Origin of the sequence: Sphingobium terrigena, assembly GCF_003591655.1 — a bacterium.
GTDB classification, from domain to species: Bacteria; Pseudomonadota; Alphaproteobacteria; order Sphingomonadales; family Sphingomonadaceae; genus Sphingobium; species Sphingobium terrigena.
In genome coordinates this window covers 1-22,374 of record NZ_QVRA01000020.1, presented here as the reverse complement: position 1 = coordinate 22,374, position 22,374 = coordinate 1, and the positions used below count along the sequence as shown (strand labels likewise).

The window sequence follows — 22,374 nt, the reverse complement described above, 5'->3', positions numbered from 1 at the left end:
GCGCTCCTGTTGGCAGCCATTGCCCTCGCTCCCCTGCTGGTCAGGGCAAGCGAACCGCAGGGCGCGGCCGATCAGCAGCAGAGTGGCAATGCTCGCACGCGCATCCAGGATCAGGGCGAAGCGGCGATGGAGCGCGTGAAGCGCGCCACCGCCAGGGCCAAGACTCCCACGAAAGCCTCGCCTTTTCTACCGGGCAAAGCGGATGCCGCCGCCCAGCGCCGTGCTTTCGAGGGGATCAACAGGCGCAAGCAGAATCCCGCCATGGCGAAACGGGTGGAGGCCGATGTCGCGGCGGCTCGTGATGCATTGGCCCTCGAGCGGGAGGTCGCGAGCCGTCGTATCGCCCAGGCCCTGGGCCTTGAACAGCCCGAAGAGGCGGCGCTGGCCGGCGTCGTATCCAGGGCGAGCGCGAAACGCTGGGTTCCCGTGCTGTTCGTCTCCTCCTCAATGCCGGTCGAGACGCTGCGCACCTATGCCGGCCAGCTCGAACGCGCCAGCGGCGTGATGGCCTTCCGCGGCATGCCGGGCGGGATGCGGCAGGTCGCACCGATGGCGAAATTGTCGGCCGCCATATTGCGCCGCGATCCCGATTGCGAAGGTCCCGCCTGCGCGATGCGCGACGTGCAGGTCATCGTCGATCCCCTGGTGTTCCGCCAGCATGGCGTCACCCAGGTGCCCGCGCTGGCGATGATCCCGGGCGATCCGACTCTTCCTTATTGCGAGCGTGACGAGGCCAGCCCGCGCGCCGCGCACATCGTGCTGGGCGACGCTGCCCTTTCCGGATTGCTCGAGGAATATGGCCGTCTTGGCGGCAAGGAGGAGGTGCGAGATGCTCTTGCTTACCTGGCGCGCCGGTAACCGTCTCTGGCGCGAACTTAAGGATCTGCCGCTCCGGGCGGCGGTGGCGCTCGGCGCAAACGGTCTTGGGCAACCGGCGCGGCCTGCCCAGCTGCTCAAGGCCTATGGCATCGTGCTGCCCATCGGTCTCTTCGCCTGGTGGGCGATGCCGCAGATCACCCTGGTCATGACGCCGTCGATCGACGCATGGGTGGTCCATCGATCTCCGGGGCCAATCCGTCGCGGCGATCTCATATCCTTCACATTTTCCGATCCGGTAGCCGGCCCGAAGCCTGTCGCGATCACCAAATATGCGCTCTGTCTGCCTGGCGACCGGATCAGCATAGTCGAGAAACCCGGATATGGCGGGCTGGCCCGGAATGGCTGGTATTATTGCAATGGCACACTGATGGGTGTCAGCAAATCTGCAGCGCGCAATGGCAAGACACTCGTTCATTGGCAGCCGGAAAGCGCGCGCATTCCCGAGGGGATGATCTTCGTCGGTTCGCGGCATCCCGACGGATATGACAGCCGCTATTATGGCCCGGTCGCGATCGAGCGGCTCACGCGCATGGAGAAGCTGCTGTGAGGCGCATGCTCTTACTGGGTGTGGCCTTGCTCCTGTCCGCCGGTCCTGCGTGCGCGCAAACGGCGCCTGCGAGCGCGGGCGATCGTGCGGCACGGGGCTACTGGTGGTACGAGACACCCAAATCCGGCGCTGAAGAAGAGGCGCAGGATGAAACGGTCCCCAAGCCGGTCATCCCGCCGATGGTGGAACTGGCCAAATGGTCGCCACCCCGGATCGCGAAGCTCATCGTCGAGCAACGCGACTATGCCGCCACCGTCCTCACGATCGACGCGGTCGCGGATTTCTGGCGGCTGCAGGATTTTGCCCGACGCAAGGCCCGCGCCTTTGCCGGCGTCACCCAGCTTGCCATGCTGACGCATCCGCAGCTCAATGCCAAAGCCGCCAATCCGATGGTGGGCGAGGCCCGCGATGCGATGGGGGCGCAGAAGGACCAGGTCCGCCGCCAATATCTGCAGTCCAAGGCCGGGGAATTCGCGCTCGTCATGTTTGCCCGGGAATCCTGCGGCTATTGCAGGGTGCAGTGGCCGATCGTCCAGCGGTTCCAGGATGACATGGGCTGGCAGGTGAGCCTGATGGACCTCGACCGCAGGCCGGACCTCAAGCAACGGTTCGGAGTCGAGGTGACGCCGACCACCATGGTCATCCGTCGGGGCAGTCCCCAGCGCATGGTGATTGCCGCTGGGGTCGAGACATACCCCAATCTCGCGCAGATGGCCTATCAGGCCGTGCGATTGCTGAGCGGCGACATCCGCCCGGAGCAGTGGCTGACCGGCGCGGGCGAGGAAGACGGCTTCTTCGATGCGCTGGCCAATGGCCCCGTCTCCTCGACCGATCCGCGCGTGATCGGCGGCGATCTCGTCGATGCCAGGGAGCGTAGGCCATGAGGCGCCTGGGTTCCGCGCTGGTCTGCGGCGTCTCGCTGCTGACGCCACTGATAGTGCTGCCGGCGAGCGTCCTCGCACAGCAGGCGGACCGGGACGTCGCTCGGCGGGCGGCCATCCATCCGGTGTCGACGGCTGCGGACATGCGCCTGTGGCTTTCGCGCGTGCCGGTGACGCGCGATTTTCCGCCCGACTTCGAGATCATGCTGCGCGATCAGGCATCGCTCTATGTGATCGAGATAAGCACGGCGCCCGGCTGCCTGCCCTGCGGCGATCTCTGGACGAAGCTTCTGGCATTCCGTGGCCGCTATGGCTGGCAGATCCGGACGCTTGGGGTTGAGGAAGCGGCCCTCCGATCGGGGCGCCTTGGCCTACCCTGGGTCGGAAACCCGGTCGCATGGGTGCGGCCAATGGCTGATCCGGGCCGCATGGTGCCCATCGCGATCGGCACCGATCATTGCGCCAATATCGCGCGCAACGCCTGGCTTGCCGCCCGGATGCTGGCCGGGGCGCGTGCCGCGGTGGGTGTGCGCGCCATGTCCAAATTTACCGGAATTGTCGGCGTGAGGGCGCCGGTCTCTTCCAATCGGAAAGGACGCTGATCGTGCCGGGGCTGTGTCACAAACTCTTGCCTTCAGGAAACCTGTCATGGCCTATACTATACGCCGCCCGTTTCTCGCGCTCTGCCTGATTGCAGCTTCATGCGGCCAGTCAGTTCCGGCCCACGCCCAGGGTTGGGCCGAGAGCTGGTTCGATAATGTCACCTATACCTCGCCCGGCAGCTTCGAGGACCAGACCCGGGGCTATGTGACCGCGGGCGGCATGTCGGGCCGCGTCGATGTCCATGACGATTATCTCATGAGTCTGACGCTGCCCAAGGTGAAGGCGGGCTGCGGCGGCATCGACATGTTCCTTGGCGGCATGTCGTTCCTCGATCCCGATTATCTCGTCCAGAAGCTGGAGACCATCCTGCAGGCCGCGCCGGCCGTCGCCTTCCAATATCTTCTGGAAACGCTGGATGAGAAGATGGGTAATATTATTTCAAAAATGGAGGCGGCGACCAATTTCCTGAACTCTATTCAGGTGAACGACTGTCGTCTTGCCAATCGCATGGTCCAGATTGCGAAGGGCGACGACAATATGTCGGGCATCGTCGAGGAAATGACCGGCTACAAGTCGATCCGAGAAGGCTATGCCAATAGCTGGCAGCAGAGCCGCGAGAAGATCCAGGCCAACAAGGGAAATCCGACCGAGGATCTGAAGGAGGCGCTGGCCAATTGCCCGGCCGAGGTCACGGACATCTTCAAGACCGGTTCGCTGCTGGCGCACGCCGCCGCGCGTGTCGGCGCATCCGACTGGGCGGGCGTCATGCGGGCACGGGTCGGCGACGTCTATATGCGCTGGGATGCCAACGACAAGGTACCGCTCTTCTCGGCCATTCCCGCCTGCCCGCGCCAGGATACCGAGAGCGCCGACGATTTCCTGACCGGTCGCGTGCCGACCCGAGCGCTCAACATCCCCGCGACTGCCGCGGATTGTTCAGTGAACGGCGCAGGTCGCGGTGCGCTGATACTGACGCGCGAGCGGATGGAGGCGATCTCCGTCAAGATCCGGACGCGCGCGGCGCTGACCACGGAGGAAAAGCAGTTCGTCGCCAATGTGCGGACCTTACCGGTCTATCGCCTGCTCGAATGGGGCGTGCGGCAGGGCCTCACCGATAGCGTCATAGCCGACACGGATGAACTCGTGGCGCTCACCCTCGCCTATCAGATGCTGAACGACCTCACCCGTTCGATCGATTTCGCGCTGCAGAATGCCGAACGCGGTGTGACGACGGCGGGGGCTTCGGATGCCGAGAATACGAACATCTGCCAGACGCGTATCCTGACCAAGGGCATCGAGCAGTTGCGTGAGCTCAGGGACGAGGTGCTGCGCCAGCGGGCCCAGATGCGTCAGTCCTACATGGCCGCCATGAACCAGGTGAACCTCTCGGCCAACTATGCCGGGGTGGTCCGCCAGCGCGACCGCGATGCCCGCGATGCCGCGGGCGCCAACGCCAATCGCAACCGGTGAGGCGGGGCATGCGTCGCATTATCCGCTTGCTCCTCGCTCTCGTCGGGTGTCTGGGCGCGACGCCCGCGCTGGCGATCGATGCGAGCTATCACACATGGGACGGCTTTTCGGAAACCGTCGATGCGTTCCACCTGGTCGCGATGATGTTCGGTGACCCGCGCTACGAAACGCTCGTCGTGATCATCGCGGTTGCCGGGATCGGGCTGGGCGCGGTTCTGGCGAGCATCAAGGGCTCCGGCATGGGGCTCGTCGCCTTCGGCTTCCAGATGCTGATCGGTATCGGCCTGTTCGCCGGGATGATCGCCACTACGGGCACGATCCACATCTACGACCGGGTGCGCAACGCCTATCAGCCGGTCGGCGACGTCCCCAACCTCATCGTGCTGGTCGCCGGCGTCACCAATCTCATGGAACGAGCGCTTGCCGAGACTATCGATGATAATACGACCGATCCCAATGCCAAGCTGGAATTCGGCGCCGGCGGCCATGCATTCGACCTGTTCCTGAATGCTGTCAGTCCCCGCAGCCCGATCGTGGATACCTTCCTCGATGCGACGGTGAAGGACTATGTGCGGCAATGCTATCCCGTCGCCCGCGTCTCGCCGGCCTATGGGGTCGACGACGACCAGCTCTTCCGGACGTCAACCGATCTTCCGGCCTCCTTCGCGGCGATGGCGGGACCAGCAACCTTCTCGACCGTGTACACGGCGAGCGACAAGGCCGGCACGACGATGAGCTGCGAGGCGGCATGGGGCTATATCGCCGATCGCCTGTCGGACAGTACCCTGTTCGACGCCTATAGCGACCAGGTCTGCGCGCGCACCGGCTTCGACGTGACCCAGGCGGCCCAGCGCGATCGCTGCCGCCAGCAGATCGATGCACTGGGCGACATGATGCTGGGTCATTCCATGAGCCGACAGAAATTCCTGACCAACATCCTGCTCGGCCAGACCGTCGGCGACGTCCTGTTCGAGGATTCCCCGGCGGCGACCGCCCGCGTGATGGCGAACCGCGCCATCGAATCCAACGGGCTCGCCACGCTCTCGACGGCCAACGAATGGATGCCGACCATCCGCGCGTCGGTCTTCGCGATCATGCTGATGATGATGCCGATCGCGCTGCTCTTCATCCTGACGCCGATCAACCTCCGGGTCGCCAGTTTCGCGCTGGGGCTCTTCGTGTTCGTCGCGCTCTGGGGCGTCATCGATGCCGGCATCTACCAGCTTACCCTCGGCCGGGCGATGGGCGTCCTGGCCGAGCTGCGCGCGACCAATGTCGCGGCTGACAGCTGGATCCTCGCGCCCTCGGCGGCGATGAAGGCGCTTGCCATCTTCGGGTCGTTCCGGACCGCCGCGGCAGGCCTTGCCGGCGCGTTCGTCTTCACCGTGTTCCGCTTCTCGGGCAACATGTTCACCGCCTTCACGTCGGGCATGCTCGGAGTGCAGGGCCAGGGCAGCATGGCGGCCGCGACGGTTGGAACCAGCGAGGGCTATGCCTCGGCCCTGGAGGCGCAGGCCTCGGCCGGCGGCACCATGTCGCGGCGCGCCGCATCCTCAGGCTTCGGCGATTTTGGCGAGCGCAGCAGCTTCGGCCTCGACCGTAGCTTTGCCTCGGCCGGTTCCGTGCTCGGCGAACAGGGTGGCGGGGCAGCGGGAACGGCAGCCTTCGGTCTCGGCCGGGCGGACGCCGCGCGGGAACTGGGCGGGCTCTCCCCCGCCCTGGTCGGCCGGGATCTGAGCGATCCGGCGACGGCACGCGCCGTGCGCGCCAATGCCGCGACTTCCGCGATCCACAATTTTGCCCAGGGCGATGCGCTGCGTAAGCTTGGCACCACCTATTTCGGGCAAGGCCAGGGCGGCGAGCGCGCCTTTGCAGCCTTCGCGCAGAATATGGTGCAATGGAAAGCGTTCGGCGATCAACGCGCTTATGAAATGATGCAGTCAGGCGCGCAGCGGCATTTCGAACGCAGCGGCTATGATGCGAAGGATGCAGCGCTCAAGGCGTCGACGGTCATCGCCCAGGCGGGTGCCGATCCGACGTTCGCCAAGCTGACGGCCAACGCCTTCGATCAGGAGCAGATGCTGCGCAATGACCTGACCGCGGCGCAGACGCAGGTGGGCGCGATGGAAGGCCGGCGCGACTATGCAGGCGACAGGGTTGCCGCCGTCGAGCGCGGCAATGTCGCGACCGAGCAGGCACATCGCACCGGCGGCAATCAGGGACAATGGCAGGCTGCGGCCATGCTGGGTCTCTCCGTCACCGAAACCAGCCGGCGCATCGGGTTCATCAATGCGCTTTCAGGCGAGGCGCGATCGACCGCGATCAGCCAACTCTCGCGCGCGACCGGGCGCAACGAGGCGCAGGTCCTGCGCGCGCTGGAGAGTTACAATGCCGCCGTGCAGGTCGGCACAGCCGATGGCGCGACCGCGGAGGCGGCGCGTGAAGGCACCAGCGTCTATGGGCGCACGCGGGAGGCTGCAGGCTATGATTTTGCCGAGCGGTCAGGCAAGCTCGACGCGCAGCGCGAGATCGGGCCCGACGGGGTACGCAGCAGTGCCCAGATCGCCGAGCAGCGGCGGCAGGCGGACAATGCAGGCTTTGCCGAGGGCGCCGCGGCCGCCGGTGTATCGGTCCGGGAAGCGGCTCGCCTGGATTCCTTCATCCGCGCACTCGCCGGAACGGCCGGCAATCAGGTCGACATGGCCGAGGGCGGCGCGGAAGGCATCGCCGACCGCGCACAGAACGAGCGTCTGACCGGAATTGTCGACAGGGAGCGCCTTACCCGCACCCAGGCGCTGCTTCGTGCGCATGGTGTGGAGATGTCGAAGCGCCAGATCGCCATGGACCAGAATGGCGACCTCAGTCTCAACCTGACACCCGAACTCGCGGCGCAGATGTGGCGGGGCGGCCTTATCAATGAGAGCCAGCTTGGCGCCATCGCCAATGGCGGGCATGCCCGGTTCAGCTTCGCCCATAATGATCTGCTAGTCTCCAGCAGCACCGGGTTCAGCCAGTCGGCGCGCAATGATACCAGCAGCCGGTTCGAGGCCGGCAAGCAGGCCGGGCCGGATACCATCGAGCACTTCCTGGGCAGCGGCCCGGAAGGTCAGGCGGCCATGGCCAACTGGCTGCGCGGCGGGTTCGAGATGGATCGGAGAGGCAACTGGCGTTTGAAACCGCAGGTCGCCGATACGCTGGAGCGCGACGTAACCGCGATCATTGCACAGACAGGGTGGAACAGATCGCTATCGCGTTCGGCGGAGCATTCGACAGCGGATAGCCAAAGCCTCTCCGGTGATCTTACTGCTTCAGCATCACGCGGCATTGGCTCAGGTGGCAAGGAGGGCGAGGAAAAAGGCGGCGGCAAGGGGAGCGCGACAGGCTCTCTGACTGGCAAGTTGAGTGCCGACATCTCGGATCGAGGAATGGCGGCCGTCTCTGCACGCTCTTCGATAGACATTGTGAACTATGATGTCCGGGAGGCAATCGCGTCGGCAGAAAGAGTGGCTGCGCGTTCTGGTCGTCCGGAAGAGGCGTTTTCTCGTGAATTGGGCGATCGCGTACTTGGCAATGATGGCCTGCGCAACAGGTACTTGAGGCAAGCGGACGCGGGTCGTGGGACAGTCGATGTAACCGGCCCTATTGCATCAATGGAACAGTCGTCGATCCTCAGTTCTGGAAGATTACTGCTCGATCGCGACAATGGTATGGCGGATGGTGATCCAAGCTTTAAAGAGCGGCGGGATCCATGACGTCAGTCCTGGATCACACCGATGTGTCGAAGATGCATATCCCCCGATCGCGGGTCGAACGGATCGGTATAGGGATCAAGGATTGGCCTTTGCGAAGGCGGTCCCGCCGTTATTACCCATTCGCCGCATGCGACCTTGGCTTTGAGGAAGCCATATCCCAACACCGCTACGACCGTGATCGGATTGAAGACGAAGATCAGCAGTACCATGGTGTTGACCAGGTAGATGTTGAGCTGGTCGTATGGAAGGGTGATCATCAGCTCGAGACCGACCCAGTAAAGCAGGGTCAGGGCCCAGGTCAGTTTTGCATACCGTGGGTGCCAGAACCAGTCGGCAGCGCGCGGCGACGGCGCTGGCGCGGGAGTCTCTTCTGGTGTCGGGTCGAGTTGATCAACATCCTGCATCTGCAGAGCCTTTCCAAAGCGGAGAATAGCACAGCTTCATTGGACGGGGAACCTGCTGACCATCGTAACAATGCCCCGATTGCGGTTGGGAAGCCCCTTCCAATCCTCCCCCCTTCGCCCTTTCCTTCCTCGCTCCGCCTGGATCTGCGCTCCGGGTCTGAAAGGTGGGCAAATTCAGGTTCGGGACGAAAGCCGCGGTGAAAAGGAAGCGGCGCGCTCCCGCTATGGGCCCTAATATCTCGCCTGGTGCGGAGGCTGCGATCCTGCGTCTTGCCAGGCTCCTGGGACGTCAGATTGCACGTGAACTTTACGAGGAACAGAAGGAACACGAAAAGCGCGCTCGGACGCCATCGGAATTGCCAGACTGATATGATGGAGTCAGTAGCCTGAGCGCTGGCGATTCTTCTCAATACGATCGAAGACGCCACGGTCATCAGCGAATGACACTATCGCGAGCGGCGGAAGCCGTATTTCGCGCTCAACATACCCCGTGGAATGCTCGGCATGTCCGATTTTTGGTCGAGGTCATGGGAGAGATGAAGACAGGCGCTGTGTCTGGCGCTACCGGCGCCTCCGCGTTCGATGCCGGTGTGAGTATCGTCCACTCCCGGCGGTGTTGCGCCCCCCATTTTTCAATGCCGCCGGGAGACCAGCGTGCCCGGCGCTCTGGCACAGGTCGCTAAATCTGTTACTGTCCGCCATGACTTTGCGAAACCAGCGCGGTATGGCTTGTGCGGCGTCTACAGAAACTTGAATGCGAAAGCGGTGCACGACAACGTTGACGCGTCTTCCATCCCTGGATCGGACTGTGGAAGTTCAACGAGGAACCGCACCGAGATCATCGCTCTCAATGATCGCATCTCGTTCTGGCGCCGCGCCCCTATCGCCTCGCTGCCCTCGCCACATGGCGCCTGGACCAGCATCACCGTCATTGGCGCAAGTCTGGCAAGACCGATTCTGTTCTCCAGTTCATGTGGCTTACCAGTACTGCGGGGGACGCTCATGACTGATGCCTCACGCCCTGCCTGGCAAAGCCTGATGGGGGGCCCGGGCATTGATCGCATCATACCCGATATTCAGGAAAAGCTCGCGTCCTTACTGGACCTGCTCCCTGCCACCGCGACGATCAACATCCAGACCGATGCTGGCTATGTCACCGTCTCGCCTGACTGGCCGCGCCGCAGCATGGATATGGTCGATAGCCTCGTAGAGGCTATCGCATCTGTGCGGGGCATCACTCATATTTCCCTGCAGGAGTACCGCTGATTTCATGCCGAGCGATCTGACCAGCTTCCATGTCATCACCGGCGGTCCAGGATCAGGTAAAAGCACGCTGATCGAGGCGCTGGCGGCGCGAGGTTTTCACCATATGCCTGAAGCTGGCCGTGCCATCATCCGCGACCAGGTCATGATCGGCGGCAGTGCATTACCCTGGGACGATCGCACCGCTTTCGCGGAACTGATGCTGGGTTGGGAACTGCGTTCCTGGCACGAGGCCCGGTATCTGACTGGCCCAGTGTTCTTCGATCGTGGCATTCCCGGTGTCCTTGGGTATCTACGCCTGTGCAATCTTCCCGTCCCGGCCCATGTCGACGAGGCGGCAAAACAATTTCGCTATCATCCTCGCGTTTTCATTGCTCCGCCCTGGCAAGCAATATTCACCTGCGATGCCGAAAGAAAACAGGATTTCGCGGAAGCAGAGGCGACCTACGAGGCGATGGTCGCGACCTATGCTGACCTGGACTACGAGCTGGTCACCCTCCCTCTTGCCACCGTAGGCGAACGGGTGCGCTTCGTGAGCGAATTGATATAAAGGCATGATGGCTGATCGCATTCCTCACTCGTGGCAACTCCTCATGGTCGGGCCGGGTGTCCACCGGCTGACACCCGAGCTTTGTGATCAGCTTGTCCATTTATTCGATTTGTCGCCGCAAACCCGGCTTATCGATATCGAAACCGATCAAGGGGGCGTCAGCGTTTCGCGGGACTGGCCCAACGATCGTATCGAGCGGGTGGCGGCGATCGAAGCGGAGATAGAGGCTTCCCCCGGTATCATCCGCATGACCATGTTTCAGGTGACCTGAAGATGATATCATCAGGCACCAAGGCTTGTCCGCATGTTTGATGATCTGCCCGTGCGACCGAACCGGCGCCAAATCACGAAAGTGATGTACGACGCAAAAATCGACGCGCTGGCAAATCATACCGTCCGATCTCGAAGCGATGAAATGGTAAGCCTTGCTTTCCCAGAAGGGCGCTAATTTGAGCATGTCCGGTACATTCCAAATATATGCACAATATGATTTGGCTATAGACTGGGGGGCGAAGTACTCTGCTGATGGTCGCAGGGGCTGTGGAACGCCCTATGCAGCGTAGCGCGACCCAAGCCCCGTCGTGCCTTGGAACCGCGGCGGGGCTTGTCGCATGATGGGGGCCAAATGAACCGGAGACTGCTGGGACTTACTTCCATCTTCGGCTGTGCCGTAATCGCATTTGGGCAAGCGCAGGCCGCATCCAACCCAGATGGTCCCGCCGGACCTTGGGTACCGGCCTGGGCAACGCTGACGATCAAGCCGTCGTCGCGCGACGAAACGCGGATCGAGTTCGGTACGATCCGGCTCAATCCCGATACCCGCCAACTCGATTACTGGATGCGGCGCACGCAAAGACATACTGTACAAAAGGCCGACAGCATGACTTGTCCAGCCATGCGTGCCGTAATCGGCGAGATGAAGCGGATCGAACCGCTCCAACCCGATCCACCAGGATTTTCCGACAAGGATATTCTCATAACGATGGATGGCACGCTCTACAGGTTGGAAGGCCCCGGCAATTTCAGCGACAGTCATTCCGGCAGCTTCATGATGGAAGCCAATGTCGGCACGCCCCTCGCGCAGTGGGCGCGGCGTGTCGAAAAGGCCTTGGCTTTATGCTGGAAATGATGGCTCGGCGGACGGAGAGATGACGGTCGCCTTTCGGCATGGCTGGGGATGGCTGGTCCTGGCGGCGCTGACGGTTTCAACCATCGGCGATGAAATCACGCTGTTGACGATGATGTTCCGCACCGCCGACAATATGCCGCCCTATGGCGTGCCGGCGCTGCTAATCGCGGAACTGCTTCCAGGCCTCGTCGCCGCGCCCTGGGCGGGCCGGCTGATCGACCGCAGCGACTCGGCTCATGTGCTGATCTTGGTTTCTGCGCTGCAAGCAGCCACGATAGCGCTCATTGCCTTTATCCCCATGCTTACGCTCGCCGGCGCCGTCGCCCTGAGCGTGCTGTTCACAATCAGCAGTGCTGCGACCTTCGCGCTGATTCCTGTTCTGGCGGGCGCGCTTGGGATGACGCTCGTGCGCGCCAACGGTTTCCTCGAGATGGTCCGCAGCCTCGGCATGCTCGCCGGCCCAGTCGCCGGCGGCGTTCTGGTGGGTAGGATGGGATCGACAAATGCGCTCCTGATCGATGCCGCTAGCTTTGCCCTGCTACTTCTCGTTGTCGCGCTGAGCGGACTGCATCGCAAGCCGCAGCAGCACGCGGAGGAAGAGCCAGCCCTACTCGCTGCCTATCGGCCGCTACTGACCAATCGGCGCGTCATGGCACTGACGGGTGCGCTCAGCATCGAAGTCTTCGCCACTGCAATTGCCGATGTGGCCTTTGTGTTCCTGGTCATAGTGACCCTTGCAAGGGGTCCTCTCGCGTTCGGGGTTCTTACGGCGCTCTGGGCTGGCGGGATGCTGATAGGCGCGGCGCTGGCCGAAAGAATCATCGGGCACCGCGTCGGCAGGGCGGCATTCGCCACGGCTGCGATCATGGGCGCGACCATGCTGCTCATCGGCCTCACGCCCATCGGCCTTGCAATTGTCGCTGTGGCCTTCATTGCCGGTGGCGGAGCGAACAGCGTTCATAATGTCGCGGTGAGAACCCTGTTGCAATCGCAAGTCCCGGCCGCCGATCATGCTAAGGTCGCGGCGATCTACGGCGCGGCGACACGCACGGCTGCGATATGCGGCTACGTTGCAGGCGGTTTCTTCGTGCCGGATGATGCGCCAACGGCTTATCTCGTGGGTGGTCTGCTCGGCGTTTGCGCCAGCATCGTCGGGTGGCGAATATTCAACGGGCGATGGTCGGAAGGGACACCAAGGCCATGAGATATCTGGCTCAATCAAGTGGCGCGGTTCCCAAGATCAGCATATTTGCAACCATTGCCTTTGGCGCCTGCCGACCAATTAGTCTCCAGCGAGCATGGTGCCGCCGACGACATGGAAGGAAAAAATTATCCGGACATGCCGGTCCTTCAAGCCTGCGATCTGGGTGAAGCATCGGCATTCAACAAATTGGTGGATGTTCCAAAGCCGGTTTCCGCGGAAATCGCCCGCTTTTTCGGCGCTAGCGGAATCTCGGAGGTTGACAGGCGTTTCGACAGCATCGACGTTGTCGGTGGTCCGGCGCCACAGCGGCGCTTCCTTTGCGCCTACCAATCCGGAAATTACTGGATCATATGGTTTGAGGTCGGAGGGATCGCAGGTGGTCCGCGAACGATCGCATTATTTCGCGATGCCGATTCTCAAGCTTCCGGCACTACATTTAAGGAGTGGCCGGGGACCATATTTGGCGGCGACTTGTGTGCGGCGTCCAAGGCCAGATAATGCGCGGTCAGTCCTCGCTTGGCAACGTTCACCTGCGCAGCACGACTTGGCCCCGCTGCGTTAGCAGCTGATGAGCGACAGTCTGGAAGCGATTTCGCTCCGGTTCGGTCATGACCATGTCTTTGCCCGCTTATCGGCTTCATTGATCGCCGCGCGGCGTTGTGTCTCTTGGGCGGACTGAGCCATTTGTTCCCAGCGCTCGGCGGCACGCTCATGCTGCATGCGGCGCTGCGGCAAAATTTCTTCTTCCGCCGCGATGCGTTCAGCGGCCGCGCGCTCATTGTAAAAGTTGGCTGCGCTCAAGTCACATTCTCGCAATCCGCAAGGCGTCTGCCGCCCCTGACTATATCGCCTAGCCGTGACGACATGGCAAGGATTGCGCCGCTTTGCCTGCCCTGTCCGGGTATCGTCAATCACCGTTGCTTTTGCAGACGCAGCGTCTCGCCGGGATGATGCAGAACTGATATTATCGCAGGCGAAATGAAATTTTGGAGATGGTTGTCCAAGATGTTTCAGGTAAAATCGAGATTGATGGAGCCAACTCAAGATGCCTCCATTCTCGCGCTGGAAGCTTGGCACATCATTTCCTCCCGCACACGCAACTGCCTGGGCCAGTTGGACAGGCCAACCGACCCCACATCGACCATGGCAGGGGTTCCGATCGAAACGATGCAGCTCAGCGATTTGTCCCGTTGCGAGCAGCGGGCTCTGTTTCGCCTGCCTAACCTGGGCTTTGCCTGTTACTGCGAGGTCGCGGCCGTGATGGATCGTTATGGCTGGCGGTTCCACGATCGGTGGACAGGCAAACCGGAGCCGCCGGCACTCGATCTTTTGGGGTCTTTGCTCCCCCGTTATCTGGAGAAAATCAATCAGGCTGCTGCGAAGCGTTCGGAGAGATTTGCAATCGGCGAGACGATGCTGCGGCTTAACGATGAGGAAGGCCTGAGCGGAGCGGAAATCGGCAAGCGTTTTGGAGTCACAGGCGCAGCCGTCCATGCGACCATCCAGAAAACCCGGCGCATCCTGGATTTGCGTGCGCGCCTACCGCTGCCGCCAAATCCCGTCGCGTCGTGAGACATGGCACAAAGGCAACTCGAGGATCGCGTCACCTCAACGCGCAGCCACCAGGCATCAATCTGCTATGTCACGGGATTCGACGTTCCTTCCAGCCCGTCGCGTGGTCTTCGATGTGCGCATCAATATTGTCGCGCTTCAGCCGGCCTTGGCAGCTTCGACATAGCGAATGGCATCCTGCACCGTGCCGATCTTATCGACGTCCGCGTCCGGTATGGTGATGCCGAACTCATCTTCGAGCGCCATCACCAGTTCCACGACATCAAGGCTGTCGCCTCCGAGGTCATCTAGAAAATTGGCCTCGGGCGTCACCTTGTCGGGATAGACCCCCATATGCTCGATCACGATTTTGATAACACGTTCGGCGATGTCGTTCATATGGCCTCCTGAGTATGATGCCCGATGTCGGCGGGCCATTTTATGGCTGGCCACGCGGCGTGTAGCCAATGTCTCAGGGTCAGCGCTTGCGCACAAATTCAGCGCGCAGCACCAGACCCTTGATGCCGTCATATCGACAATCAATCTCCTGCGCGTCGCCGGTCAGGCGGATCGATTTGATGACCGTACCGCGTTTCAACGTCTGATTAGCCCCTTTCACGGTCAAATCCTTGATGAGCGTAACGCTGTCTCCATCCGCCAGCAAATTGCCGACGGCGTCGCGCACCTCAACCTCACCGACTTGCGCGTTCCGGTGCGCCAGGTCGGCGGCGCTCATCCATTCGCCGCTAGCCTCGTCATAGATATAATCGTCACTGTCTTGCATCATTCGCTGTCATCCATTTCTATGGTGGTGGCGGAGGAGGCGACTTGCTTCAGGCGCACACCGCGCCCCCTACCCTGACTGGGCGCATCGTCGCCGATCAGTTCGACGCCCCCCTGCTCCAAAGCTGAAATCACTCTGACGAGAGTATCTACGACACAGCGTACCTGTCCGTCTGAGGCTTCCATGCGCTGGATCGTGGGCACGGAAACACCTGCCAGCGCAGCCAATTCCTTCTGGTCGATCCCGAGCAGGGCGCGCGCCGCCCGCATCTGCTGTGACGTAATCATGCACCTTTATGATGCGTGAGATATCAGAGTTCAACCTTATGATTTGATCATATATATGCTACGGGTGCTTTTCGGTTCAGAGGTAGCGTTGAACATAAGATGCGATTCAAATGGGTACGCCGGTGCAAAGGCTTCTGGCAGCAACACGGCGATAGGCAGGGCGGCCTTCCGCTGGCTTCCCAAGCGTTTGCCGCAATGGCCGCGCTCCGATCTCGCCGCCGCCGATCCATTGCAATGCGAGTGGGCTGAAGATGCGGCGTTGGCGATGATAAGGGCGTGCCTCGACGCCCTGGAACGGCCCTATGTCCAGGTGACATCATGAAACTGGGACAGCGTGTGAGGGAATTTCTCCTGCTTCAGAATATGATGCTGAAAGATTTCATTCGGCAGGGCCTAGCCAACCGGTCGCTCGCCACAGAGGACGCAGCGCGATTGAGCCGGGCAGAAGCCCTGAACATTCAGGAAATGGCCCGGTGGGACAGGGATCTGTCCGCTGCGCGCAATGGCGCGACGCCCCCGCAAGAGAGCAATGGATGAACCGATACGATCGTAAGATTTGGGGATTGGCGGCGTGCTTCGCCGCGCTTGCAGGATATGTCGATGCGTTGGGTTTTCTCTATCTCGGTGGCTTCTTCGTATCCTTCATGAGCGGTAATTCCACGCGCCTTGCCGTCGGCTTGAGCACGCATTTTTCGGATGCGGCGACCGCAGCCGGATTGATCGCATCGTTCGTGATCGGGGTCATGCTCGGTTCGCTCTGTGGTCGGGTTATCCAGCATTCCAGGCACAGCGCGCTCATGTATCTGATCGCAGCCCTGCTCACGATCTCGGCGCTCCTCGCTATCATCGATGCCAACTGGGCAGCAGCAGCCGCCCTGGCCATGGCGATGGGAGCGGAAAATGCACTATTCGAGCGCGATGGCGAGGTGCAGATCGGTCTTACCTATATGACCGGGACGCTGGTCAAATTCGGGCAGCGCTTGCTCTCCGCGCTTATGGGCGGTGACCGCTTCGGATGGCTGCCCTATCTGTTGCTCTGGCTTGGCCTGGTGACGGGCGCGGTGCTGGGTGCCGTGAGCTATCGCCTGGTTGGAAATTCGGCGATCTGGGCCGCTGCTGGCGCGGCATTCCTGCTGGGCTCCTGGCTTCATCATCGCCGCGTCCCGCTTGCGGCTTCGATTGCTCGGCGCGGCAACTGACCGGAGGCCATCCCGCTCGGCAGACTGCTGCGCGACAATCAAAAGGAGCCCTGCCGGACCACCGATCATTAACTCGACAAACAGGGCAATATTTTTCTTTCCAAAGGCGCGCCCGATGGTGGAAGGCTGCTGCAACGGCAATGACCGGCGCATGGTCGAACCCGTCAGACACGCCACGATGGACGAGTACCCCTGAACGTGCCAACTTTACCGAGATTCGTTGTATAGCGGCCTCAGCTTCTGACGAGGTGTCTGAAAAAATGGGCCGCGATCGTGCTCAGGTCGCATGCGCCAGTGTCAGACACGAACTCTCGTACGTTGCCGGAGACGTTCATAGAGCGCCACTTCGGCTTCATGCGAAATCTCGACGGTCACCGCGAAATCCTGCTGACCCTCGTCTCCCGACCATCCACCCGCGCACCGCACCACCAGATAATAAGTGTCGCCGTAAGTGCTGACGTCGCGTGAAAATGTAACGGCCGCGGTCTGCAAGCTCGACCTCTCTCGGAGGGTCGAACTGGGCAAGAGTTTGCAGTTGAAGCGCGGTGCCATGTCGGGAACCGCGCCTTCCGCTACCGTCCGTCGACGGAAATGCTCAAAGATGTCGTCCGGCGCGCAACCGCGAATGAGGCGAAAGTTCATCGAGACGCCATTATAATCCAGTCGGCTATGCCGGACTGGCGGATCGTAAGCGAGGCTGATCCGGATCGTGCGTCGCCCCCGTTCGGTCTGAAATGGTTCGGGAATCGGAATCTGGTAGACCGCGAAGTGGTCGATCGACAGGCTATCTTCGGCGTACAAGACGACGCGCGCATCGTCGGAGAAAACCGCCCGCTCACTGTCCACTCGACCGTAGCCGCACATAGCCCGCTCCGCCGCATCGCCCAGACCCGCGAGGCGGCGGGTGGTCTCGGCGGGGATGGACGCACTGCCGGCCAAGAGTGCGCGTATGAGATTTGCGGAAGCATCGGGGAAGCGCCCCAGAATCTGGCTGGCCTTGAAGGCCACCAGCGGCGCGGCGTGCGACGTGCCCGAGCGTGCAGCGAACAATCGATCGACCGGCCGGTAATGGAGCGACATCACACCCGCCTCGGGCCGGACTTCGCCACCCTGCAAAGCAGCGGTCGGCCCGTCGTAGATCAGGGTACCGCCGACATCAGTGAAATCGGGCTTAATCGCACCACGAACCCCCGGCCCTGCGCGGGAGAAAGGCGACGGCTCGAACATATCGGTGATAGGCCGCACGCCGACATTGTCTTGTGCACGTTGGCTAAGCCCATTGCCATGAGCGATCGCGCCAACTGTCACGATGTTCATGCCGCCCGCGGGTTCGCACAATCGGTTGGCGTCCTCCATGAGATAGGCAGGATAGTGAGTGACGGCCTCCTCGATCCGCATCCCTCGCCGCGGCTGCCGATTTCCGGCGGCGACGACAATAACGACGTCAAGTTCACGAACCAGTTCATCGAGCGTCTGCGCCCACGGACCAACCTTGCCGCCTTCGACCACCTTGGTGCGATCCCCGAGCGCAATGACGAAGATACGGCAACCGAACTCCTCGTTGAGACGGGTTATAGCTTCACGCATGAGGCGCGGGGCCAAGCGGCTGCTTGGGAAATTGCCAGTGTTGTCGATGACCTTGGCGGAACAGAGCCGGGCCTGGCGGACCAAGCTCCCAGTGCCAAGTTGGGTACGCAAATCGCCGAAGGTAGCAATCCCTCCAACGAACGTGCCATGGCCATGATCATCCGCAATCCCCAATGTATCGGGAATGGCGATAGAACCGACGATGATATCCTCGATCAGCGGATGGTCGTTCACCCCGCTGTCGATTATGCCAATAAGCGGCGCGTCATCGTCGAGTGTTTCAGGCTCGGGAAGTTCGGCGAGGGTCAGGTCGATATGCTGCGCGGTGAGGAGATCGGGCTCTGGCGGTAAATCCACTTCCGCGATTTCCTCGATCGTCAGCAGCGTTCGCACGACGCCGCCATCGCAGCGCAGTCGGACCAAAGTCAGGTTGGGACCGATGTGCCGGTCGAGTTCCTCGCTCTCGCGGGCCTCGGCATAGGCGACGATATCCTCGATCTTGCGTTCGCGCAGATCGCGGCGCCCGAGATCCCAGAGTTCGATATCGACGACATAGGATTGGCCAGGTTGGAAATCATCGACATCGACCAGCCCGGCTTCTCTCGCGCGCATACCGATCCGGTCGCGTGGGGCGACTTCGTCGATCGATTCTATATTTGCAATGAACCCGGCGAAAGAGGGATTTTGCTGCCCTGCCGGAGCGCCTCGGCCATAGCTTTCCAGCTTGCGGCGGAAAGCGGTCAGTTCGTCGCTGGTGGAGAAAAGAACCAGCGTACGATCCTCGTCGATCGAAAGGACCGTGAGACCAACCTTGTTCCATTCCTCCTCGAGCAAAGGCCCACTCATCTGGACCCGCAAGATCAACGCGGGATCGACAGCGTCGGCGCGTCGCCGACGTTGCTGAACCGCAACTGCCTGATCGAGTTCCTGCCCTAGACGTTCGCTATGCCCACCAGGATTGCGCATCGGCGGCGGCCCGCCACCGCCAGTCTTTCGACGGGGCATCCGCTCGGGCAAGCGGACGAGCTGCAAATGATCATATTGTGCCACTCGGGGCGAATCAGGCAGCGGTCATGCGTGAAGTCCGGCGCCGGCGACGACGCTCATCGGCAATGGCATCCAGAAAATCCCTCTCCCTGACGATTTTTCTTTTATCGATGATCGACGCCTTGATCGCCTGGAGGCACAGCCGTTCCAGTTCCGCGTAGGAATAGCCCTCAAGCTCGGCGAGATGCGCTTCCGGCTCGAAGCTCACAGCTACATTCTTGAACCGCATCTTGAGGAAGCGTGCTATCATCCTCGTGTCAGGGCGGTCAAACCAGATCACCTCATCGAAGCGACGCCAGATGGCCGGATCGAGCGACTGGTCGAGATTGGTGGCAGCGACCACAAAGCCCTTGGGCTGGATCCGGTCGATGAACATCAGCAGACTATTGACGACACGGCGCAGTTCATTGTGCTCGCCGTCCTCGTCGCGGGCGCGAGCGAGTGCATCAAACTCGTCGAAAAACAGCACAGAAGGCTGTTTGCGGGCGAATTCGAAGATTTTGCGGACGTTGGTTGCCGTCTCTCCCAGATAGGAGGAGATCAGCCGGTCGAGCTTTACGATGTAAAGCGGCAGGCCCAGTTCGCTGGCGAAAATTTCCGCGCACAACGTCTTGCCGCAACCGGGGGGGCCGCAGAAAAGAAGCTTCGATCGCACGGCGAGGCCTCGCCGACGGATCGTATCGGCCGCCCGGGATTCGCGCAGCAGCCCCAGAAAAATGCGGATATTCTCCGGGGAGAGGATAATGTCCTGTTTATTGTGGGTCGGCTCCACCAATTCAACGAAATCGCCAGCGGCTTCCGGGAACGGGATAAGCGGCGCCAGAGCCTTGGGACGTGAAGAGCGCGCAGGTCCAGCGTCGAGCGAACGGCGAAGCGAACGAGCCAGAACGCGGTTGTTCTTCTTCTCCTCCTCACCGATGATCTGCTCAGCAACGGCTCGGAATTCTTCCTCCCGCCCGTAGCTTGCTAGCAGTTTTTTCATTAACTCACCGCGCGCCATCGTGCCTTGCCGTAAAATTGCCTACAGGGAGCATAGCCGGTTTGCCAGATTTCGCCATAGGTTTGCAATCGTGGCTGAGCGAGCCGCTGCCCCGCTGGAAAGCGCGATAGCCGTCTCCCAGAAAGGGATCGAACGGGAAGAGCAAAGAAGTCCAGCGGCAGGTAGCGCTGGACAGAGATCATGTTGCTGGCAGCACTTGGTCCTGCCGATGGGTCCGTCCGGGTTGCGTCGACAGCTTGAGCGGGCGTCAAGCAACTACGCTCTGCCTTACATCGCGCGGCAGCTTGGCCTGCAAAACACACCATGTTACCTTTTCTCCATCCAGGAGGCAGTAATGACCCGTGTTGCCCTATATGCGCGCTATTCCGACGACAAGCAGAGCCCTGCGTCCATCGAAGACCAGTTTTTGATCTGTAGGGAGCAGGCAGGCCGGGAAGGCTGGCGCATCGTGAGCAGCTACAAGGATGCAGCGATCTCTGGCGCGAGCGTCATTCTCCGGCCCGGCATCCAGTCACTTTTGCAGGATGCGCAGATGGGGCGTTTCGACATCCTGCTTGCCGAAGCACTCGACCGTGTATCGCGCGACCAGGCCGATGTCGCCACGCTCTACAAAAACCTCCAGTTTGCCGGTGTCAAAATCGTCACCTTGGCCGAGGGCGAAGTTTCTGAACTGCATGTCGGCCTCAAGGGCACGATGAACGCGCTGTTCCTCAAGGATCTTGCGAAGAAGACCCATCGCGGTCTGCGCGGCCGCGTGGAGAAGGGCAAGTCGGGTGGTGGCCTATGTTATGGCTATGATGTGGTGCGTCGTTTCTCCACCGAAGGTGAGGCAGTTCACGGCGAGCGCACCATCAACGACGCTGAAGCGGAAGTTGTACGTCAGGTTTTCCGGCAGTTTGCCAATGGCCTCAGCCCGCATGCGATTGCCTGCCGCCTCAATGAAGCAGGGATAGCCGCACCGACCGGCAAACTCTGGACATCGACCACGATCCGCGGTCACGCAAAGCGCGGCACAGGTTTGATCAACAATGAGCTCTATATCGGCAAGCTGGTGTGGAACCGCCTTCGCTATCTGAAGAATCCCCAGACGGGCAAGCGTGTCTCTCGCATCAATCCGCAGTCCGAGTGGATCGTTACCGAAGTGCCTCATCTACGGATCCTGGATGACGAACTCTGGCAGGCAGCAAAAGCGCGACAGGAAGATATCGCGATCCAATATGCCGGCGTCATCGAAGCGACGCGCTTGGCCCACAATGCCATGAACCGGACTCATCGCCCGAAGAGCCTCCTGTCCGGCCTTGTCTACTGCGGCTGCTGTGGCGGGTCTTATACCCTTCGCGGGCAGGGGCGGTTTGCCTGTTCGAACCATATCGACACGAGAAGCTGTTCCAATGGGCATAGCATTGCGCGTGAAAAGCTGGAGGCGCGGGTTCTCGACGGTCTACGTGACCGGTTGATGAGTCCAGAAGTAGCGGCCGAAGCCATTCGCACCTGCGTCGAAGAAACCAATCGCCTCAATCGCCAGCGTCGCGCCACAGATAGCGCGGACCGGGCTGAACTCGACAGGGTCCTGAAGGCGATAAAGGGACTCGTAACGCTCGCGACGGAAGGCAAGGGAACGCGCTCGCTCGTCGATCAACTGCTCGAATTGGAGGCGCAGGAAGATGCCATTCGCGCCCGGCTCGCTGCGGCACCCGCCGATGTGCCGGATATCCATCCGAACATCTCGGAGATTTATCGTCGCAAGGTCGAGCGGTTTGCAGAAGCTCTGGCGCATCCACAGGAGCGGCAGGAGGCTGCCGACGCGTTGCGCGCGCTCATTGAGCGCATCGTTCTGACGCCCGGTGCCAAGCGCGGAGAGGTTAATGCGATGCTCCACGGTGAGTTCGGCACAATCCTCGAATGGCTGGAACAGCGGAAATCCGCCCAAAACGACACCACCCCCGGCGCTAATGCGCCAGGGGTGGCCGGTATGTCGGTTTCTNATTTGAACCTACGACCTTCAGGTTATGAGCCTGACGAGCTACCGGGCTGCTCCATCCCGCGACGGTAACGATAAAAGGGCGACCTTTTGGGTCGCCCTTTTATGAACTGTGAATGGGTTTTTGTGTCCGTATATGCGCGTGCTTCAATGCCTGGCGACGCCCTACTCTTCCAGTGCTTGAGCAATAGTACCATCGGCGCAGTCAGGTTTCACGGCCGAGTTCGGGATGGGATCGGGTGGGTCACAGACGCTA

23 protein-coding genes, 1 tRNA gene, 1 rRNA gene and 1 pseudogene are annotated in these 22,374 nt (G+C 61.4%); 16 read left to right on the top strand and 10 right to left on the bottom strand.

Translation table 11 applies throughout. The features are described 5' to 3' along the window. Positions 1–9 precede the first annotated feature (9 nt). The 6 genes from D0Z70_RS17950 to D0Z70_RS17925 are packed head-to-tail and all read left to right on the top strand — an operon-like array spanning position 10 to position 8,132. Entirely contained in the window at positions 10–858 is an 849-nt protein-coding gene (locus tag D0Z70_RS17950) for a type-F conjugative transfer system pilin assembly protein TrbC (RefSeq protein WP_239019008.1), read from the top strand. Then, the gene (locus tag D0Z70_RS17945; protein ID WP_119748779.1) at positions 830–1,426 is read left to right on the top strand and encodes a S26 family signal peptidase; all 597 of its coding nucleotides are present in this window, start codon (positions 830–832) and stop codon (positions 1,424–1,426) included. The genes D0Z70_RS17950 and D0Z70_RS17945 overlap by 29 nt, the downstream gene beginning before the upstream one ends. Further along, positions 1,423–2,310, top strand: a complete 888-nt coding sequence (locus tag D0Z70_RS17940; protein WP_119748777.1) for a conjugal transfer protein TraF — start codon at positions 1,423–1,425, stop codon at positions 2,308–2,310. The genes D0Z70_RS17945 and D0Z70_RS17940 overlap by 4 nt, the downstream gene beginning before the upstream one ends. Beyond that, complete coding sequence (locus D0Z70_RS17935; protein ID WP_119748775.1) at positions 2,307–2,909, top strand: hypothetical protein; 603 nt, start codon at positions 2,307–2,309, stop codon at positions 2,907–2,909. Before D0Z70_RS17940 ends, D0Z70_RS17935 begins: the two co-directional genes overlap by 4 nt. Positions 2,910–2,955: 46 nt before the next feature. Then, positions 2,956–4,380, top strand: coding sequence for a conjugal transfer protein TraH (locus D0Z70_RS17930; protein ID WP_119748773.1), 1,425 nt, complete (start codon positions 2,956–2,958; stop codon positions 4,378–4,380). 8 nt (positions 4,381–4,388) lie between these two features. Continuing rightward, complete coding sequence (locus D0Z70_RS17925; protein WP_119748771.1) at positions 4,389–8,132, top strand: conjugal transfer protein TraG N-terminal domain-containing protein; 3,744 nt, start codon at positions 4,389–4,391, stop codon at positions 8,130–8,132. Between the two features lie 2 nt (positions 8,133–8,134). On the opposite strand, the gene D0Z70_RS17920 is transcribed toward D0Z70_RS17925, so the two are convergent. Next, positions 8,135–8,536, bottom strand: a complete 402-nt coding sequence (locus D0Z70_RS17920) for a hypothetical protein (RefSeq protein ID WP_182914020.1) — start codon at positions 8,534–8,536, stop codon at positions 8,135–8,137. 654 nt (positions 8,537–9,190) lie between these two features. Between D0Z70_RS17920 and D0Z70_RS25470 the strand changes: the two genes are divergently transcribed. The 6 genes from D0Z70_RS25470 (at position 9,191) to D0Z70_RS24665 (ending at position 13,180) form a co-directional block, all read left to right on the top strand. Next, positions 9,191–9,802, top strand: a complete 612-nt coding sequence (locus tag D0Z70_RS25470) for a hypothetical protein (protein ID WP_239019007.1) — start codon at positions 9,191–9,193, stop codon at positions 9,800–9,802. A 4-nt stretch (positions 9,803–9,806) separates the two neighbouring features. After that, the gene (locus D0Z70_RS17900) at positions 9,807–10,349 is read left to right on the top strand and encodes an AAA family ATPase (RefSeq protein ID WP_119748761.1); all 543 of its coding nucleotides are present in this window, start codon (positions 9,807–9,809) and stop codon (positions 10,347–10,349) included. A gap of 4 nt (positions 10,350–10,353) precedes the next feature. Next, a complete protein-coding gene (locus D0Z70_RS17895) occupies positions 10,354–10,620 on the top strand; it encodes a hypothetical protein (protein WP_239019006.1) in 267 nt (88 codons plus the stop codon). Between the two features lie 354 nt (positions 10,621–10,974). Beyond that, positions 10,975–11,478, top strand: a complete 504-nt coding sequence (locus D0Z70_RS17890; RefSeq protein ID WP_119748759.1) for a hypothetical protein — start codon at positions 10,975–10,977, stop codon at positions 11,476–11,478. 19 nt (positions 11,479–11,497) lie between these two features. Further along, positions 11,498–12,682 (top strand): MFS transporter, encoded by a 1,185-nt coding sequence (locus D0Z70_RS17885; RefSeq protein WP_119748757.1) that lies wholly within the window; start codon positions 11,498–11,500, stop codon positions 12,680–12,682. Positions 12,683–12,742: 60 nt separating this feature from the next. Beyond that, a complete protein-coding gene (locus D0Z70_RS24665; RefSeq protein WP_182914018.1) occupies positions 12,743–13,180 on the top strand; it encodes a hypothetical protein in 438 nt (145 codons plus the stop codon). A 108-nt stretch (positions 13,181–13,288) separates the two neighbouring features. Here D0Z70_RS24665 and D0Z70_RS17875 read toward each other — a convergent pair whose 3' ends face one another. Continuing rightward, positions 13,289–13,483 (bottom strand): hypothetical protein, encoded by a 195-nt coding sequence (locus tag D0Z70_RS17875; protein WP_119748753.1) that lies wholly within the window; start codon positions 13,481–13,483, stop codon positions 13,289–13,291. Between the two features lie 195 nt (positions 13,484–13,678). On the opposite strand from D0Z70_RS17875, the gene D0Z70_RS17870 reads away from it, so the two are divergent. Next, positions 13,679–14,254, top strand: a complete 576-nt coding sequence (locus D0Z70_RS17870) for a hypothetical protein (RefSeq protein WP_147418788.1) — start codon at positions 13,679–13,681, stop codon at positions 14,252–14,254. A 138-nt stretch (positions 14,255–14,392) separates the two neighbouring features. On the opposite strand, the gene D0Z70_RS17865 is transcribed toward D0Z70_RS17870, so the two are convergent. From D0Z70_RS17865 to D0Z70_RS17855, 3 genes are all read right to left on the bottom strand, one after another. Beyond that, the gene (locus D0Z70_RS17865) at positions 14,393–14,632 is read right to left on the bottom strand and encodes an acyl carrier protein (RefSeq protein ID WP_119748750.1); all 240 of its coding nucleotides are present in this window, start codon (positions 14,630–14,632) and stop codon (positions 14,393–14,395) included. A gap of 79 nt (positions 14,633–14,711) precedes the next feature. Beyond that, positions 14,712–15,017, bottom strand: a complete 306-nt coding sequence (locus D0Z70_RS17860; RefSeq protein ID WP_119748889.1) for an alkylphosphonate utilization protein — start codon at positions 15,015–15,017, stop codon at positions 14,712–14,714. Next, a complete protein-coding gene (locus D0Z70_RS17855; protein WP_119748748.1) occupies positions 15,017–15,304 on the bottom strand; it encodes a helix-turn-helix domain-containing protein in 288 nt (95 codons plus the stop codon). The genes D0Z70_RS17860 and D0Z70_RS17855 overlap by 1 nt, the downstream gene beginning before the upstream one ends. 318 nt (positions 15,305–15,622) lie before the next feature. Between D0Z70_RS17855 and D0Z70_RS17845 the strand changes: the two genes are divergently transcribed. Together D0Z70_RS17845 and D0Z70_RS17840 are read left to right on the top strand one after the other, a co-directional pair. Continuing rightward, positions 15,623–15,841, top strand: coding sequence for a hypothetical protein (locus D0Z70_RS17845; RefSeq protein WP_119748743.1), 219 nt, complete (start codon positions 15,623–15,625; stop codon positions 15,839–15,841). Continuing rightward, complete coding sequence (locus tag D0Z70_RS17840) at positions 15,838–16,503, top strand: YoaK family protein (protein ID WP_119748741.1); 666 nt, start codon at positions 15,838–15,840, stop codon at positions 16,501–16,503. The genes D0Z70_RS17845 and D0Z70_RS17840 overlap by 4 nt, the downstream gene beginning before the upstream one ends. A gap of 297 nt (positions 16,504–16,800) precedes the next feature. Here the strand turns inward: D0Z70_RS17840 and D0Z70_RS17835 are convergent, their stop codons facing one another. After that, complete coding sequence (locus D0Z70_RS17835) at positions 16,801–19,095, bottom strand: S8 family peptidase (protein WP_220475668.1); 2,295 nt, start codon at positions 19,093–19,095, stop codon at positions 16,801–16,803. Positions 19,096–19,150: 55 nt separating this feature from the next. Then, complete coding sequence (locus D0Z70_RS17830) at positions 19,151–20,137, bottom strand: AAA family ATPase (protein ID WP_119748737.1); 987 nt, start codon at positions 20,135–20,137, stop codon at positions 19,151–19,153. A 208-nt stretch (positions 20,138–20,345) separates the two neighbouring features. On the opposite strand from D0Z70_RS17830, the pseudogene D0Z70_RS17825 reads away from it, so the two are divergent. Continuing rightward, positions 20,346–21,524 (top strand): annotated as a pseudogene (locus tag D0Z70_RS17825) (recombinase family protein); the annotation flags it as partial. A 54-nt stretch (positions 21,525–21,578) separates the two neighbouring features. Here D0Z70_RS17825 and D0Z70_RS25465 read toward each other — a convergent pair. From D0Z70_RS25465 to rrf, 3 genes are all read right to left on the bottom strand, one after another. Beyond that, positions 21,579–22,067 carry a hypothetical protein gene (locus D0Z70_RS25465; RefSeq protein ID WP_239019005.1) on the bottom strand — a complete coding sequence of 163 codons (489 nt, stop codon included), beginning with the start codon at positions 22,065–22,067 and terminating at the stop codon, positions 21,579–21,581. 23 nt (positions 22,068–22,090) lie between these two features. Continuing rightward, positions 22,091–22,182: transfer RNA gene (locus tag D0Z70_RS17820), tRNA-Met, on the bottom strand. An 88-nt stretch (positions 22,183–22,270) separates the two neighbouring features. After that, positions 22,271–22,374, bottom strand: a 5S ribosomal RNA gene (gene rrf / locus D0Z70_RS17815); the annotation flags it as partial.

Coding starts and splice junctions, on each gene's coding strand:
- D0Z70_RS17945 (WP_119748779.1), top strand. CDS start 830: ATGCTCTTGCTTACCTGGCGCGCCGGTAACCGTCTCTGGCGCGAACTT.
- D0Z70_RS17935 (WP_119748775.1), top strand. CDS start 2,307: ATGAGGCGCCTGGGTTCCGCGCTGGTCTGCGGCGTCTCGCTGCTGACG.
- D0Z70_RS17930 (WP_119748773.1), top strand. CDS start 2,956: ATGGCCTATACTATACGCCGCCCGTTTCTCGCGCTCTGCCTGATTGCA.
- D0Z70_RS17925 (WP_119748771.1), top strand. CDS start 4,389: ATGCGTCGCATTATCCGCTTGCTCCTCGCTCTCGTCGGGTGTCTGGGC.
- D0Z70_RS17920 (WP_182914020.1), bottom strand. CDS start 8,536: ATGCAGGATGTTGATCAACTCGACCCGACACCAGAAGAGACTCCCGCG.
- D0Z70_RS17900 (WP_119748761.1), top strand. CDS start 9,807: ATGCCGAGCGATCTGACCAGCTTCCATGTCATCACCGGCGGTCCAGGA.
- D0Z70_RS17895 (WP_239019006.1), top strand. CDS start 10,354: ATGATGGCTGATCGCATTCCTCACTCGTGGCAACTCCTCATGGTCGGG.
- D0Z70_RS17890 (WP_119748759.1), top strand. CDS start 10,975: ATGAACCGGAGACTGCTGGGACTTACTTCCATCTTCGGCTGTGCCGTA.
- D0Z70_RS17885 (WP_119748757.1), top strand. CDS start 11,498: ATGACGGTCGCCTTTCGGCATGGCTGGGGATGGCTGGTCCTGGCGGCG.
- D0Z70_RS17865 (WP_119748750.1), bottom strand. CDS start 14,632: ATGAACGACATCGCCGAACGTGTTATCAAAATCGTGATCGAGCATATG.
- D0Z70_RS17860 (WP_119748889.1), bottom strand. CDS start 15,017: ATGCAAGACAGTGACGATTATATCTATGACGAGGCTAGCGGCGAATGG.
- D0Z70_RS17855 (WP_119748748.1), bottom strand. CDS start 15,304: ATGATTACGTCACAGCAGATGCGGGCGGCGCGCGCCCTGCTCGGGATC.
- D0Z70_RS17845 (WP_119748743.1), top strand. CDS start 15,623: ATGAAACTGGGACAGCGTGTGAGGGAATTTCTCCTGCTTCAGAATATG.
- D0Z70_RS17840 (WP_119748741.1), top strand. CDS start 15,838: ATGAACCGATACGATCGTAAGATTTGGGGATTGGCGGCGTGCTTCGCC.
- D0Z70_RS17835 (WP_220475668.1), bottom strand. CDS start 19,095: ATGCCCCGTCGAAAGACTGGCGGTGGCGGGCCGCCGCCGATGCGCAAT.
- D0Z70_RS17830 (WP_119748737.1), bottom strand. CDS start 20,137: ATGGCGCGCGGTGAGTTAATGAAAAAACTGCTAGCAAGCTACGGGCGG.